The sequence below is a fragment of the Paraburkholderia guartelaensis genome, from assembly GCF_004353905.1.
Taxonomy (GTDB): domain Bacteria; phylum Pseudomonadota; class Gammaproteobacteria; order Burkholderiales; family Burkholderiaceae; genus Paraburkholderia; species Paraburkholderia guartelaensis.
Genome location: NZ_SMOD01000013.1, coordinates 224,017 through 239,237, shown reverse-complemented (window position 1 = coordinate 239,237; position 15,221 = coordinate 224,017). Strand labels below are relative to the sequence as shown.

Here is a 15,221-nt window from a genome sequence, read left to right as displayed (position 1 = left end):
CGCCCATGTGGTACTGGTTGTACACGTCCCACAGGCCGTCGACGATCATGCTGTCGATGAGCTTCGCGTCGCCCATGCGGAAGCCGTCGCGCGAGCCCGGCAGCACGTGCGGCGCGGCGCTCATGTTCTCCTGGCCGCCGGCCACGACGATGTCCGAATCGCCTGCGATGATCGCGTTGGCCGCGAGCATCACCGCCTTCAGGCCGGAGCCGCACACCTTGTTGATCGTCATGGCGGGCACGGCCGCGGGCAGGCCCGCCTTGATCGACGCCTGGCGCGCCACGTTCTGGCCCGAACCGGCGGTCAGCACCTGACCCATGATCACGTCGCTCACCTGCTCGGGCTTCACACCCGCGCGCTCGAGCGCGGCCTTGATGACGATTGCGCCCAGATCAGGCGCCGCCACCTTCGCGAGCGAACCGCCGAATTTGCCTACTGCCGTACGTGCGGCCGAAACGATCACAATGTCAGTCATTTCCAGATCCTCCGGGCGACTTGGTGGCGCGCCATGCGCCCCGCCCGTCAAGTTGTTAATCCGAATTCCGCAGCAAGCGTATCAAGCGCATCAATCGCGCTGCTGCACATAACGCCCCGGCGCCGGCTCGATCTCGGGGAATTCCGCCGAGCCGGCTTGCGCACGCGGCTTCACCTTCTTGCCGCCGTACTGATCGAGCCATTCGGCCCAGGTCGGCCACCAGCTGCCGGGTTTTTCCTCGGCAACCGCGAACCAGTCGTCGGCTTCTTCCGGCAGATGCTTCGCATCGGCCTCGGTGCTCCAGAAGCTGCGCTTGTTCTTCGACGCCGGGTTGATCACACCCGCGATATGGCCCGACGCGCCAAGCACGAACTTCAGCGGCCCGGACAGCAACGGCACCGACGCATACGCCGTGCGCCAGGGCACGATGTGATCCTCGCGCGAGCCGTAGATGAAGGTCGGCACGTCGATGCGCGACAGATCCACTTCCTCGCCGCACACCGTGAGCGAGCCCGGCTCACGCAGCTTGTTTTCGAGGTACGTATTGCGCAGGTACCACGCGTACATCGGCCCCGGCAGGCTCGTCGAGTCGCTGTTCCAGAACAGCAGGTCGAACGGCGCGGGCGTACGGCCCTTCAGATAATTGTCGACGACGTAGTTCCAGACCAGATCGTTGGGCCGCAGGAACGAGAACGTGTTCGCGAACTCGACGCCGCGCATGAGTCCCGGCGTGCCGCCGTTCTTGCCGCCGATGGTCTGCTCGCGCATCTGCACGTGGGCTTCGTCGACGAACACATCGAGCACGCCCGTGTCGCCGAAATCGAGCATCGCGGTGAGGAGCGTCATCGACGCAGCGGGATGTTCGCCGCGCGCCGCCGCGACGGACAGCGCCGTGGCGAGAAGCGTGCCGCCCACGCAAAAACCGAGCGTGTTGATCTGCTCGCGCTCGCTGATGCTGCGCGTCGTCTCGATGGCCGTGAGCACGCCTTCTTCGATGTAGTCGTCCCAGGAGCGGTCCGCGATCGACGCGTCGCCGTTGTGCCACGAGACGAGGAACACCTGCTGCCCCTGCTCCAGCGCATAAGCGACGAGCGAGTTCTCGGGCTGCAGGTCGAGGATGTAGTACTTGTTGATGCACGGCGGCACGATCAGAAGCGGCCGCTCGCGCACGGTGGCCGTGCGCGGCTTGTACTGGATCAGCTGGAACAGCGCATTCTCGAACACGACCGAGCCTTCGGTGGTCGCGAGATTGCGGCCCACCACAAAGCGCGATTCGTCGGTCTGCGAGATCTTGCCGCGCGACATGTCACCGAGCAGGTTCATGACGCCCTGGCGCAGGCTCTCGCCCTGGGTTTCGAGCAAGGCGCTCTGCGCGTCGGGATTGAGCGCGAGGAAGTTGCTCGGCGAGGCCGCCGCGGTCCACTGCTGCACGGCGAAGCGAATGCGCTCGCGCGTCTTCGCATCGGTATCGATCGCGTCGACGAGTTCGTGCAGGTAGCGCGCGTTGAGCAGATACCACGCCGCCGTGAACGCATACGCGGGCGTGGCCTTCCAGGCGTCGGAGCTGAAGCGCCGGTCCTTGAGTTCGGGCGCCTTGGGCGTGGTGTCGGTGGCCTGACGCAGCAAGTCGAGCGCGTCGCGCGAATATTCCGCCTGCAGATGCTGAAGCCGCGTGGGTTCGATCGATGCCGTGGGAAGCTTGAACCCTTCGAACGGGTTCGCGCCGCCGAAAGGATTGGCCGCGCCGAAAGGACTGCCGGCAGCAAACGGATTACCCGCGGCGAAAGGATTCCCTGCTGCGAACGGATTCCCCGCAGCGAAAGGATTGCCTGCAGCGAAAGGATTGCCTGCGGCAAAGGGATTGGACGCGGCGAACGGATTGCCCGGCGCACCGTTGCCCGCCGGCGGCCACCAGTTGGCCGCAAGGCCCGCGAAGGGCGCTTGTTGCGCCGCGCCGCCCGTTTGCTGCGCAGCATTCAGAGCGCTCTTCCAGGCGTTCGTCCACGCGTCGAGATATTGCTGCATGCCGGCTGCGTCGGGAGCGAAAGGCTGATTGCCGCGCGTTGCACCATCAGATGATGCGCCCGTGCCCGGGGCAGTCTTGGAACGTTGAGATGCCGTCATGCCTGCTTTTGACCGATGTGTCCCGAAGGACTGGTTGAGAGGCAGGTGGTACGCATACGGACGCCGTTGCGGCGCTCGTCACGACCTGTCCCGTGGGTGAAGGACATTCTTGCTCCCCATGGCAAAGCGTGTCAATGCTTGTGCCCGATTTTGCCGCGCTGCGATATTTTTTTAATTATCGTTTTCCCGATGTAATCAATTGTTTAACTGCCGCGACACATTGCTATGCGGTCTGGCGCACAAAAATCCGCCGTGGCGGCAAGCGTTTGCAGTGCAATGCGGGAATCAGGAACTGAATGCGCCATGAGTGGCGCACAGCGCGTTGCGGGAATAGCTGCAGCGCAACAAAAAATCGTCCGGCTCACCGCGCGCCGCCGCGTTGCATCATGGCGGCGGCACGTTGCGGCAACGTCAGGGATGGAGCCAGATCAGCGCGGCCATGCGGCCGGTGACGCGATCGCGCCGGTACGAGTAGAAACGCTCGCGCAGCGTGACGGTGCACAGGTCGCCGCCGCTCACGTGGCGCACGCCGAGCGTATCGAGCCGCAGCCGCGCCAGTGCGGGAAGATCGGCGAGGTACTTGCCGCTCGCCTCGGGGCGCGCCACGAAGGCCGCTGCGGTGGCGGCGCGGTGGGCATCGCGTCGCGCTGCGTCGACCTGCTCCACATGGGTCATGAACGCGTCGCGCACGTCGGCGCCGACCTCGAAGGCCGTGGGCCCGATCGCGGGGCCGAGGTACGCATGCAGATCGGCAGTCGCACAGCCCGCGAGCGCGGAGACGCGCTCGGCCGTGCGCTCGATGACGCCCGCGGCCAGCCCGCGCCATCCCGCGTGCGCGGCGCCCACGGCGCGGCCCTCGCCGTCGCACAGCAAGACGGGCATGCAGTCGGCCACCATCACCGTGCAGGCGATGCCGGGCTCGGCGGTCACGCTCGCATCGGCTTCGAGCGGTGCACCCGCGCGCGCGGCATCGAGCGCCTGTGCGGCGTCGACCACAACGGGACCGTGGATCTGCTTGAGCCACGCGGCAGGCACGCCCGCATGCGTGAGGAGCCGTGAGCGGTTCGCCTCGACGTGCGCGAGATCGTCGCCGGAGCCGCGGCCCAGATTCAGGCCGCCTGGGAGATCCACGCCCTCATCGCCCTGTACCGCCTGCCAGCGCCCGAACGGCGGCTCGCTCACACCGCCGTGGCGCGTCGTCACCAGCGCGCGTACGCGCGGCGAAACCTGCCAGTCGGGATGCAGCAAATCGTCGGATGTCAGTTCCGGGCAGGTCGTCATGCGTGCTTGTCCTCGTCTTGCTCGTCGTCTTCGTCGTCTTCGTAATCTTCCTCGTCGCTGCCGATCACGTAGCCTTCGTCGGTGTAGGCGCTGTCGAACATGTCTTCATCGAAGCCGGCTTCGTCCTCGTCTTCCTTGCCGCCGAAGCCGAGCGCCTCGATCAGCGCGTCCAGGTCGTCGGGCACTTCGGCGCGCCATTGCATCGAGCGGCCCGTGACCGGATGAACGAGGCCGAGACGCCACGCGTGCAGCGCCTGGCGCGCGAAGCCGTCGGGCAGCGCCGCGACCGAGCGCTTGCCGCGCGCGTGGCCGTACACCGGATCGCCCAGCAGCGGATGGCCGATGTGCGCGCAATGCACACGAATCTGGTGGGTGCGCCCCGTTTCCAGGTCGCAATGAATGGCGCTCACCGGCTGGTTGTGCCAGAGCACCTTGTCGATGCGCCGGAAGTGCGTGCGCGCGGGCTTGCCCGAAGCGCCCTTCACCACCGCCATGCGCGTGCGCTCGCGCGGGTCACGGCCGATGGGCGCGTCGATGGTGCCTTCGTCGGCCATGCTGCCCCACACCAGCGCGAGATAACGGCGCTTGACCGTGCGCGCCTGCAACTGGCGCACGAGGTCGGTCTGCGCCTGGAGCGTACGCGCGACGACCATCAGCCCGGACGTTTCCTTGTCGAGCCGGTGGACGATCCCCGCGCGCGGCAGACCGGCCGCCGCTTCGCCATAGCGATGCAGGAGGCCGTTGAGGAGCGTGCCGCTCCAGTTGCCCGCGGCCGGATGCACGACGAGCCCGGCAGGCTTGTTGATGACGACGATGGCGTCGTCCTCGTAGACGATGTCGAGCGGCACCGGCTCGGGCGTGAACGCGAGCTGCTCGGGCAGGAGGTCCGGCACGAGCTCGATGGTCGCGCCAAGCGGCACCGGCTGGCGCACCTTGGCCGGCTTGCCGTCCACGCGCACCCGCTGCTCCTCGATCCAGCCCTGCAAACGGCTGCGTGAAAATTCCGGAAATACTTTGGCGAGCACCTTGTCGAGGCGCTCGCCTGCGAGCTCATCTGGCACCTGAACCGAGCGCGGGGCTTCGTCGCCGCACGCACGCGGGGCGCCGCCGGCGTCCTCGCTTGCGAGTTCGTCGTCGAGCCCCTCACTGGCGGCTGCGTCATCGGGCGCATCGCCCAGGCTATAATCTCTGATGCTGTTTTGGGCGCCGGGAGCGCCGGCCCCCGGAATAACTGTACGGGTCATTGAGTCTGGGTCACCTGTGGACCTGAAGCTGGACTGGATAAATGCGAGCCTTGAACACGATTACGAAACTGGCCCAACACGCGGTGGCCCGAAACGCAATGCGCGCGACGCGAGCAAACACGCTCGGCAAGATTGGCAACATCATTCGACTTGCTGCTTGCGGCGCGGCGCTCGCTGTGGTCGCGGCCTGCCACGGCCTGCCGGAAAAGACCGACGAAACGGCAGCGTGGAACAACAACAAATTATATACGGAGGCCCAGGACGCGCTCTCCGGCGGCGACTGGGGCAAGTGCGCGAAATACTTCGAAGCGCTCCAGGGACGCGACCCGTTCGGCCACTTCGCCCAGCAGGCGCAGATCAACGTGGCCTACTGCAACTGGAAGGACAATGAGAACGACGCCGCCGACCAGGCGATCAACCGCTTCATCCAGTTGCACCCGGATCACCCGGACATCGCCTACGCGTACTACCTCAAGGGCATGATCCACTTCAACGACGACCTGGGTCTGTTCGGCCGCTTCTCGGGCCAGGACATGAGTGAGCGCGACCCGAAGTCGCTGCGCGAGTCGTATGACGCGTTCAAGGTGGTGGTCGACAAGTATCCGCAGAGCAAGTACGCCCCGGACGCCGCCCAGCGCATGCGCTACATCGTGAACGCGCTCGCTTCGCACGAAGTGCACGCGGCCGACTACTACTATCGCCGCGGCGCCTATGTGGCGGCCATCAACCGCGCGCAGCTCGCGATTCAGGACTACAAGAGCGCGCCGGCAATCGAAGACGCGCTGCACATCATGATCCTGTCGTACCAGAAGCTCGATCAGCCGCAGCTTGCCGAAGACACGCGCCGCGTGCTCGCCGGCACCTTCCCGGACAGCCCGTACATCACCGGTCACGCGCGCCCCGGCAAGGAAAACAAGTCCTGGTGGCAGATCTGGTGATCGCCGCGCCTCTAGCCTGAGGCCCGCTGCAAAGCAAAACGCCACGGTTTTCCGTGGCGTTTTTTTTGGCTTCAGCGGCGGCAGAGCAGGCTACGCGCCTGCTCTGCCGTGGGGTTTGCTCAATCGCGCTCGAACAGCGCGATCGATTCCACGTGCGACGTGTGCGGGAACATGTTGACCACGCCCGCGCCCTTGAGCCGATAGCCGGCCTCGTTGACGAGCACGCCCGCATCGCGCGCGAGCGTTCCGGGACTGCACGACACGTAGACGATGCGTTTGGGCAGCGGGCCATTGCCGCTCTGCGCGATTTCCGCGAGCGCCTGAGAAACGGCGAACGCGCCTTCGCGCGGCGGGTCGACGAGGAACTTGTCGAAGTGGCCGAGCGCGCGCAAGTCGTCGGCGGTGACTTCGAACAGGTTGCGGCACGCAAACGACGTGTGGCCGTCCACGCCATTGGCGCGCGCATTCTCCAGCGCGCGGGCCGTCAGCGTATCGCTGCCTTCGATCCCCACCACTTCGCGCGCGAGACGCGCGAGCGGCAGCGTGAAGTTGCCGATGCCGCAAAACAGATCGAGCACGCGGTCGCCTGCCTCCGGCGCGAGCAGGCGCAGCGCGCGGCCGACCAGCACGCGGTTGATCTGGTGATTGACCTGCGTGAAGTCCGTCGGCTTGAACGGCATGCGAATGCCGTATTCGGGCAGCGTGTAGTCCAGTTCCTTGTCGAGCGGATAGAACGGAAACACCGTATCCGGCCCCTTCGGCTGCAGCCAGAACTGGACGTTGTGCTCATCCGCGAACGCGCGCAGCAAGTCTTCGTCGGCGGCCGTGAGCGGCTCGAGAATGCGCAGCACGAGCGCCGTCACGCTCGAACCCACGGCGAGTTCGATCTGCGGCATGCGATCGCTAATCGACAGCGCGGCCACCAGATGGCGCAGCGGCACGAGCATTGCCGAGACGTTCGGCGGCAGCACTTCGCAGCTCGTCATGTCGGCCACGTAGCTGCTCCTCTTCTCGTGGAAGCCGACCAGCACACCGCCCTTCTTCGGCACATTGCGCACCGTGAGGCGCGCGCGATAGCGATAGCCCCACGACGGCCCGTGAATCGGCCGGAACATCGTCTCCGAACGCACCTTCGAGAGGTGCATGAGGTTGTCTTCGAGCACGCGCTGCTTGACGGCGATCTGCGCACGCACATCGAGGTGCTGCATCGAGCAGCCGCCGCAGGTGCCGAAGAACGCGCACTGCGGCTTCGTGCGGATCGCGCTCTCGCGCAGCACGTTGACCACTTGCGCCTGTTCGAACGTGGGCTTCTTGCGGTAGCTGAGGTAGGTCACGCGTTCGCCCGGCAACGCGCCCTCGACGAAGATCACCTTGCCGGGCTCGCCCGTTTCGGTCACGGTGCGGCCGACGCCGCGGGCCTCCATGTCGAGCGACTCGATCTCGAGAATAGGGGCATGAGCGACCGAGGCTTCGATGGCGGCGCGCTTTTCGGCGCGGCGCTCGCGCTTGCTGCGCTTTTTCGGGGGCGTGAACGGCATAGGCTCGGCCTGGACAGGCTCGGCTTGAGGGTCGGGGGCAGCTTGAGACACCAGCGGATTCCTGACTGACGGTGAGTGAATTGTGGGCGAAGGCGAGATTGTAGTCGAAGTCGGCGCCCGCGCTCCGGCGCTGCTGTTTTCGTACTTGTCCGATCGTGCTCGCTGCGCCCCGTCACTACGATGATTGCTGACGCGCGATACGCCCGGCTGACGCGATGGAATCGTCATCGCGTCTGTGGCTGCCTGTAGCCGCCTGAGCCTCCCTGCAATCATTCGCGCCTTCATCAACGGAACCGATGTGAGCAAGCTACCTTTTTCTGCGCTCGTCGCAACGACGCTCGTGGGCGTCGCGGCGTGCGGCCCGACCATCCAGCCCGATCAACTTGCCGCCTCCATCCGGCCCGGCATGACGCAGGGCGAAGTCTACAAGCGCATGGGACCACCCGATCGCGGCTATCTGACCAACGGTCTCGACTGCTTCCAGTACGACCTCGGCAAATTCAATCTTGGCAGTTCGCGCAACGTGCCGTTCTCCGTATATTTCGACGACAGCAACCGTGTGGCCGGCACCGCGCGCGTCGCGTGCCGGGGTCGCCGGATCTAGCGCCAATACGTCGGCACGAAAACGGCGGATACCGCCAATGCCTTCTCATTCGTCATACAACACTTCGGAAGAAACCAGGCTAGGGTTAAACGTGCGGGAACCGCCGCAGCGCCATGCGAGGAACGTGCCGATGAAACTGGTGAGCTGGAATGTGCAGTGGGGGCGCGACGCTTCAGGCGTCGTCGATCTCGCGCGCACAGTGCGCGAGGCCCAGCGCCTCGCCGACTTCGACGTGCTATGCCTGCAGGAAATCACGCGCGGCTTTCGGGCGCTACCGGGCGGACCCGGCGACGATCAGTTCGCCGAACTGCGCGCGCTCCTGCCCGGCTATACGGTCATCGAAGCCATCGGCGCCGACTTGCCTGCACTGCCTGATGCGCAAGCGTCCGGTCAAGGCACGGCGCAGATGCCGCGCCGCCAGTTCGGCAACGCGCTCGCCACGCGCTTGCCCGTCGCGCAGGTTTTTCGCCACGCCCTGCCGTGGCCCGCCGACTCCACCGCGCCCTCGATGCAACGCGTGGCGCTCGAAGCCGTGCTCGACACGCCGGGCGGCGCGCTGCGTGTGCTGGTAACGCATCTGGAGTTCTATTCGCTGCGCCAGCGGCTCGCGCAAGTGGACGAGTTGCGGCGCCTGCAGCAGGAAGCCGCCGATCACGCGGCGCATCCCGCGCCCGCCGAAAACGATGTGGGCCCGTTCGCCCGCACCGCACGTCCCGTATCCGCCATCGTCTGCGGCGACTTCAACAGCGCGTGGGGCAGCGAGGCGTACACGCGCATGCTCGAACCGCTCGCGGGCAGCCCTGCTTTCATCGACGCGTGGACCGCGCTTCACGCGGGCGCGACGCCACCGCCCACGGCTGGCGTCTACGACACGAAGCAATGGTCGGACGGTCCGCTCGTGTGCGACTTCGTCTTTGTCACGGAGGATTTGCGTCCGCGATTGCAAAGCTGCGAGATCGACGGCGCGACCCAGGCTTCGGATCATCAGCCAATCGTGCTCGAACTGGACTGAGAGCGTTCGCCGGGCTTAGCTCGCGAACGCCTTGAGATACTCGCCCCAATGCGGCGCGGTTTCCGCGGCAAGCGACTGCTTCACGAACTCGATCTCATCCGCATATTCGCGCTCTGTGAAACCGCCGCGCATCATCTGAAACCGGCAATAAAGCAGATACGTGTTGACCACATCGGTTTCGCAGTAGTTGCGGATCTCCTCGATGCGGCCTTCCTGAAACGCGGTCCAAACCTGGCCGCCGTCCATACCGAGCTTGCCCGGAAAGCCGCAGAGCTTCGCGAGCGCGTCGAGCGGTGCGTTCGCGCGCGGCTGGTACATCGCGAGAACATCCATCAGGTCGGTGTGACGCGTGTGGTAGCGGCTAAGGTAGTTGTTCCACTTGAACTCGCGATCCTCTTCACCCGTTTCCCAGTAGCGCACCGCGCGAATGCCGTGCACGAGCGCACGATAGTGCAGCACCGGCAAGTCGAAGCCGCCGCCGTTCCACGAAACGAGCTGCGGCGAATACTTCTCGATCGTGCGGTAGAACGAATCGATCAAACGCGCTTCGCCGTCTTCGGGCGTGCCGAGCGAGCGCACGCGAAAGCCCTGGCCGTCGCGAAACACGCACGAGATCGCGGCGACGCGCTGCAGGTGATGCGGCAGGAAATCGCTGCCGGTCTTTTCGCGGCGCGCGGCGAAGGCGTGCTCGGCGACTTGGGTGTCGGTGAGCGTGGCGGGCAGATCGTCGACACGGCGAATGCCGTCGACATCGGGAATCGTCTCGATGTCGAATACGAGTACAGGAACTGTCATTCAGATGGACTGCGAGGGTTTAGAGAACGGCGTCCTTGCGCACGCCGTTCGAAGCGAAAAAGCGTTTGAGGCGCACCAGCGCTTCCTGCTGGATCTGCCGCACGCGCTCGCGGGTGAGGCCCATTTCGTCGGCCAGCTCTTCGAGCGTGGCGGGCTCGATATGGTTCAGGCCGAAGCGCCGTTCGATGACGTGGCGATGCTTATCGGATAAGCGCCCGAGCCACGCGCGTGTAAGCGTTTCCAGCTCGCGATGCTGCACTTCGGCATCGGGCGACTGGCTCTGGTCGTCCGAAAGCAGGTCGAGCAGGCTGCTGGCCGGATCGAGGTCGAGCGGCGCGTCGAGCGAGGCCGTGTGTTCGTTGAGCGCGAGAATGTCGGTGACTTCCTCGGTGGTCTTGCCCGTGAGATACGCGATGTCGTCGATGCTCGCGTCGCGGCGCTCGGAGGCCGAATCGGCGTTGAGCGAATTCTTCTCCAGATGTCGCTTCGCGCGCAGCACCTGGTTGAGCTCGCGGATCACGTGCACCGGCAAACGCACGGTGCGCGCCTGGTTCATGATCGCGCGCTCGATGCTCTGGCGGATCCACCAGGTCGCGTAAGTCGAGAAACGGAAGCCGCGCGTGGGATCGAACTTCTCGATCGCGTGCATGAGGCCGAGGTTGCCCTCCTCGATCAGGTCGAGCAGCGGCACGCCGCGATTGAGGTAACCCTTGGCAATGCTGACGACGAGGCGCAGATTGCGCTCGATCATGACCTGGCGCGCTTCGAACTCGCCGGCCTTGGCGAGCCGCGAGTAGCGCTGCTCCTCCTCGACGGTGAGGAGCGGCTTCACGCTGATCCGGTTCAGATAATGCTGAATGGTGTCGGCCGTGAGTTCGGCCTGCAGCATGGCGCGGAAGTCGTCGGCGTCGGGCGCGGCATCGGCCGTTTCGGCGCCCTCGCCCGAGCCGCCTTCGTCGGACTGCGAATCGCGCTCTTCACGCTCCTCGCGTTCCTCAAAATCGCGGCCGCCGTCGAGGTCGGGCGACGCGTCTTCGTCGCCCGCCTGCGCGCCGTCCTCCACCGAAACCTGGGCGGCTTGGCTGTCAGACTCGGATTGCTGCAGACGGCGCTTCGATTTCGGCATGGTCGGCTCGCTTTTATTGCGGCGGCAAGTACTTCAGTGGGTCGACGGGCTTACCCTGACGGCGTACTTCGAAATGCAGCATCACCCGGTCCGAGTCGGTATTGCCCATTTCGGCGATCTTCTGACCTTTGGTGACCGCATCCCCTTCTTTTACCATCAAAGTCCGGTTGTGTGCATACGCGGTCAAAAACGTCGCGTCATGCTTGATGATAATGAGATTGCCGTAACCGCGCAGCCCATTTCCGGCATAAACCACGCGTCCATCGCCGGCTGCCTTGACAGGATCGCCTGGCGCACCACCAATATTGATGCCCTTGTTCTTCGTATCGTCGAAGCCGTTGAGCACCGGACCACGCACCGGCCACGCGAGCGCAATGTTGCCCGCCGGCGCCGCGGCCATGTCGCCGCCGCTTGCACCCGGCTGCGGCGGCACGGCGGCAGCTGGCGGCGCGGCGTTCGCACCCGAACCGTAAATCGGCGGCTGCGCAGGCGTCCCCGCTGCCGGAGCGCCCGGCGCGGCGCCCACGCCCGGCACCGGCGCGGTCACGACACCCGGCGTGTATGCCGACGGATTCGCACCCGGCGGCACGACGCGCAACAACTGGTCCACCTCAATCTGGTTCGGATTGGTGAGATTGTTCCACGTCGCGATGTCGCGATAATTCTGGCCGTTTTCGAGCGCAATCCTATAGAGAGTGTCGCCCGGCTTCACCCGGTAATATCCCGGAGGCGGCGGCCCGAGCGGCACCGGAGGCTGTGCGGCTGCCGTGCCGAGCGGCGCGGTGCGGTCCACCACAGGTGCCTGATCGAGTCGCGTGGCGCATGCGGCCAGAAGACAGAGCGCGGCGACCGCGGCGCCGCGCTGGGCTGCGATCAGCGTGGCTTCGGGCAGGTCGACATTCAGGCGGTTTCTTTTGATCGCGCGCAACATACTCATCGGATTCAGATCACTCCAGATTTTAAGGGGACAAAGAAAACGCGATCCAGGCGTGACTCCCGCCACTGCGCCGGCCCGGTACGCTCCACGAGCGTGAGGACCTGCGTCGCTTCGCCGGCGGCACTCTGCGTGCCTGACACCGCTACCGGCGCCACGAGCCGCCCGCCGATGGCGAGTTGCTCGAGCAGCGCCTGCGGCACGTCGAAACCGGCAGCGGCGATCACGATCGCGTCGAACGGCGCCGCCGACGGCAAACCGAGCCGTCCGTCGCCGTAGTGCAAGCGGATGTTCGGGATACGCAGCGGGCGAAGATTCGTCTTCGCGCGCTCGTATAACGGCTTGATGCGTTCAATGGAATACACGTCGCGCGCAATCTGGCTCAACACGGCCGCCTGATAGCCGCAGCCGGTGCCGATTTCCAGCACGCGCTCCAGCACACGGCCCGCGCCCGCGAGCTCGAGCATGCGCGCGACCACGGAAGGCTTCGAGATGGTCTGGTGATGACCGATCGGCAACGCCGCATCTTCGTAGGCCTGGGTCGCAAGACCCGGGTCGATGAACATGTGGCGCGGCACGGCCGCGAGCGCCTGGAGCACGCGCGCATCGGCAATGCCGTTTGCACGCAGGCGTTCGACCATGCGTTCGCGTACGCGTTCCGAAGTCAGCGCGTGCGCGCCGTTGAGCGCAACCGCGGGCGCGCCCGTGACGGCCACGGCGGCGCGCGCCACACTCACGCCGCCCGGCATGGTGGCGCGCGGCGCGGCTGCGTTGCCGGCAGGATGCGCTGGCTTGATCGAACTCGCCGGCTTTGCGCTCACCGGCTTCACATTGACCGGCTTCGCAGGCGGCGCCTTGAAAGGCGTGTTTGCGGTGGACTTCGCAACGGCTGAATTGCCGACAGTCGTGGCTACCTTCGCACCCACTTTCGCGCCGGGCTTCGCGAGCGCGCCGACGCCCGGTTTCGACGGACTGCTGCTGCCCGCGCCCGCGAGCGACGTGCGTGCATCGCCCGGGCGCGCGTCGCGCCGGCGCGGCTCGCGTACGAGATCCGCGAGCCCGAGCGGAAAACGCTTCGTGCGCTCGCCCGTCATGAAGCACTGCCGCCCTTGCGCGCCCAGTCGTGCGTCGCGGACAGCATTTGCGTATGCGTGAGATCGAGTTGCAGCGGCGTGATCGACACATGGCCGTTCGCTACCGCGTGGAAGTCCGTGCCCTCGCTCGCATCGCGTGCGCTGCCCGACGGCCCGATCCAGTAGATCGGCTCGCCGCGCGGGTTAGTCTGGCGGATCACGGGCTGCGAAGGATGGCGCTTGCCGAGGCGCGTCACGCGCCAGTCGCCAAGCTCGTCGTACGGCAGGTTCGGAATGTTGACGTTCAGCAGCGGATGACCCGGCAACGGGTTCTCGAGGTAATGCGCAACGATCTCGGCCGCGACGCGCGCGGCGGAATCGAGATGCACCCAGTCTTTATCGACGAGCGAGAACGCGATGGCAGGCAAGCCGAACATGATGCCTTCGGTCGCCGCGGCCACCGTGCCCGAGTACAGCGTGTCCTCGCCCATGTTCTGGCCGTTGTTGATGCCGGAGACCACGAGATCGGGCTGCTGGTCGAGCATGCCCGTGAGCGCGATGTGCACCGAGTCGGTGGGCGTGCCGTTCACGTAATAGAAGCCGGTGCTCGCCGATCGCAACACCGACAGCGGGCGCCACAGCGTAAGCGAGTTCGATGCGGCGCTGCAGTTCTGCTCGGGCGCCATGACCGTGACTTCGCCGAGCGGCTTGAGCGCTTCATAGAGCGCCGCAAGGCCGGGGGCGAGATAACCGTCGTCGTTGCTGAGTAGTATTCGCATCGAGCGATTGTAACCGAGGAAAGAAGGCACGCGAACGACAGGCCGGCCCTTGCCGCGGCGCGTGTTTGGCGTTGCGCCGAACGTCGATATCGCGCGCCGGTCGAGGCGCATTCGCATCCGCGGCGCCTCTCGAAAGGCACCTGTCATCGACGCGAAATAAATCGCACGATCGTTCGCATTGCAGCGGATTGCCGTACACTGTTCCGCGGTAGCGCATGCACGACCGACGCAACTGAAAGCAACCGAACCGGAAAAGACAGGAGACACGATGCGCGCAATCCGCTGCAACCAGTACGGGCCACCCGACTCGCTCACGCTCGAAGACTCGCCCGACCTCGTGCCGGGCCCGGGCCAGGTGGTGATCGACGTGAAGGCCGCGGCCGTCAACTTTCCCGACGTGCTCATCATCGAGAACAAGTATCAGATGAAGCCGCCGCTGCCCTTCACGCCCGGCGCCGAACTCGCGGGCGTCGTGCGCGCCGCGGGCGAAGGCGTGAAGCTCGCGCCCGGTACGCGCGTTGTGGCGTATGTCGGCACTGGCGCGTTTGCCGAGCAGGCGCTTGCGGACGCATCAGCGTGCGTGGCCCTGCCCGAGGGCGCCGATTTCGCAACGGCCGCCGCCTTCACGCTCGCGTATGGCACGTCGCATCACGCCGTGGTCGATCGCGCCGCACTGCGCGCAGGCGAAACGATGCTCGTGCTCGGCGCGGCGGGCGGCGTGGGCCTCGCGGCTGTCGAGATCGGCAAGGTGCTGGGCGCGCGCGTGATCGCCGCCGCCTCGAGCGAAGAGAAGCTCGAAGTCTGCCGCCGGTTCGGTGCGGACGCCACCATCAACTACAGCACCGAGGACTTGCGCGAGCGCATCAAGGCGCTCACCGACGGCAAAGGTCCCGACGTGATCTACGACCCGGTGGGCGGCGAGTATGCGGAACCGGCGTTCCGCAGCATCGGCTGGCGCGGGCGCTATCTCGTGGTCGGCTTCGCGAATGGCGAGATTCCCAAGCTGCCGCTCAATCTCGCGCTGCTCAAGGGCGCAAGCCTCGTCGGCGTGTTCTGGGGCGATTTCGCGCGTCGCGAACCGCAGCACAATGCGGCAGCGTTCACGCAGATGATGGGCTGGATCGGTGAAGGCAAGCTCAAGCCGTACGTCTCGAAGCGCTACAAGCTCGCCGACACCGCGCAGGCGCTCAAGGACATGGCCTCGCGCAAGGTGACGGGCAAGATCGTGATCGAGCCCTGAACGTTTCTGTCACGCACGACGCAAAACGAAAACGGCTCGCCGGTGCACACCCGGCGAG

At 65.9% G+C, this 15,221-nt stretch carries 14 protein-coding genes; 4 read left to right on the top strand and 10 right to left on the bottom strand.

The features are described 5' to 3' along the window. The 4 genes from E1N52_RS19270 to E1N52_RS19255 form a co-directional block, all read right to left on the bottom strand. On the bottom strand, positions 1 to 475 hold a 475-nt coding region (locus E1N52_RS19270; protein ID WP_281282690.1), incomplete at its 3' end, for a thiolase family protein. Between the two features lie 90 nt (positions 476 to 565). Then, on the bottom strand, positions 566 to 2,599 hold the full coding sequence (gene phaC / locus E1N52_RS19265; RefSeq protein ID WP_425468086.1) for a class I poly(R)-hydroxyalkanoic acid synthase: 2,034 nt from the start codon (positions 2,597 to 2,599) through the stop codon (positions 566 to 568). 411 nt (positions 2,600 to 3,010) lie between these two features. Next, positions 3,011 to 3,880 (bottom strand): peptidoglycan editing factor PgeF, encoded by an 870-nt coding sequence (gene pgeF, locus E1N52_RS19260; RefSeq protein ID WP_133184322.1) that lies wholly within the window; start codon positions 3,878 to 3,880, stop codon positions 3,011 to 3,013. Beyond that, positions 3,877 to 5,124: an RluA family pseudouridine synthase gene (locus tag E1N52_RS19255; RefSeq protein WP_133184321.1), complete on the bottom strand. Its 1,248-nt coding sequence runs from the start codon at positions 5,122 to 5,124 to the stop codon at positions 3,877 to 3,879. Before E1N52_RS19255 ends, pgeF begins: the two co-directional genes overlap by 4 nt. 98 nt (positions 5,125 to 5,222) lie before the next feature. Between E1N52_RS19255 and E1N52_RS19250 the strand changes: the two genes are divergently transcribed. Beyond that, entirely contained in the window at positions 5,223 to 6,062 is an 840-nt protein-coding gene (locus E1N52_RS19250) for an outer membrane protein assembly factor BamD (protein WP_042268681.1), read from the top strand. A gap of 119 nt (positions 6,063 to 6,181) precedes the next feature. Here the strand turns inward: E1N52_RS19250 and rlmD are convergent, their stop codons facing one another. Next, positions 6,182 to 7,600 (bottom strand): 23S rRNA (uracil(1939)-C(5))-methyltransferase RlmD, encoded by a 1,419-nt coding sequence (rlmD, locus tag E1N52_RS19245; protein WP_133184331.1) that lies wholly within the window; start codon positions 7,598 to 7,600, stop codon positions 6,182 to 6,184. A gap of 298 nt (positions 7,601 to 7,898) precedes the next feature. Here rlmD and E1N52_RS19240 point away from each other — a divergent pair, with 298 nt between their 5' ends. Both E1N52_RS19240 and E1N52_RS19235 read left to right on the top strand, forming a co-directional pair. Further along, complete coding sequence (locus tag E1N52_RS19240) at positions 7,899 to 8,204, top strand: hypothetical protein (protein WP_133184319.1); 306 nt, start codon at positions 7,899 to 7,901, stop codon at positions 8,202 to 8,204. A 130-nt stretch (positions 8,205 to 8,334) separates the two neighbouring features. Further along, positions 8,335 to 9,216 (top strand): endonuclease/exonuclease/phosphatase family protein, encoded by an 882-nt coding sequence (locus E1N52_RS19235; protein ID WP_133184318.1) that lies wholly within the window; start codon positions 8,335 to 8,337, stop codon positions 9,214 to 9,216. 15 nt (positions 9,217 to 9,231) lie between these two features. On the opposite strand, the gene E1N52_RS19230 is transcribed toward E1N52_RS19235, so the two are convergent. Genes E1N52_RS19230 through surE form a run of 5 tightly spaced genes read right to left on the bottom strand, consistent with a single transcriptional unit; the run spans position 9,232 to position 13,923 of the window. After that, positions 9,232 to 10,011, bottom strand: coding sequence for a 3'-5' exonuclease (locus E1N52_RS19230; protein ID WP_133184317.1), 780 nt, complete (start codon positions 10,009 to 10,011; stop codon positions 9,232 to 9,234). A gap of 19 nt (positions 10,012 to 10,030) precedes the next feature. Next, positions 10,031 to 11,137: an RNA polymerase sigma factor RpoS gene (gene rpoS / locus E1N52_RS19225; protein ID WP_133184316.1), complete on the bottom strand. Its 1,107-nt coding sequence runs from the start codon at positions 11,135 to 11,137 to the stop codon at positions 10,031 to 10,033. Between the two features lie 13 nt (positions 11,138 to 11,150). Further along, positions 11,151 to 12,074, bottom strand: coding sequence for a peptidoglycan DD-metalloendopeptidase family protein (locus E1N52_RS19220; protein WP_133184315.1), 924 nt, complete (start codon positions 12,072 to 12,074; stop codon positions 11,151 to 11,153). A 5-nt stretch (positions 12,075 to 12,079) separates the two neighbouring features. Beyond that, positions 12,080 to 13,165 (bottom strand): protein-L-isoaspartate(D-aspartate) O-methyltransferase, encoded by a 1,086-nt coding sequence (locus tag E1N52_RS19215; protein WP_133184314.1) that lies wholly within the window; start codon positions 13,163 to 13,165, stop codon positions 12,080 to 12,082. Continuing rightward, positions 13,162 to 13,923: a 5'/3'-nucleotidase SurE gene (gene surE / locus E1N52_RS19210; protein WP_133184313.1), complete on the bottom strand. Its 762-nt coding sequence runs from the start codon at positions 13,921 to 13,923 to the stop codon at positions 13,162 to 13,164. The genes E1N52_RS19215 and surE overlap by 4 nt, the downstream gene beginning before the upstream one ends. A gap of 268 nt (positions 13,924 to 14,191) precedes the next feature. On the opposite strand from surE, the gene E1N52_RS19205 reads away from it, so the two are divergent. Continuing rightward, positions 14,192 to 15,163 carry an NADPH:quinone oxidoreductase family protein gene (locus E1N52_RS19205; RefSeq protein ID WP_133184312.1) on the top strand — a complete coding sequence of 324 codons (972 nt, stop codon included), beginning with the start codon at positions 14,192 to 14,194 and terminating at the stop codon, positions 15,161 to 15,163. Positions 15,164 to 15,221 lie beyond the last annotated feature (58 nt).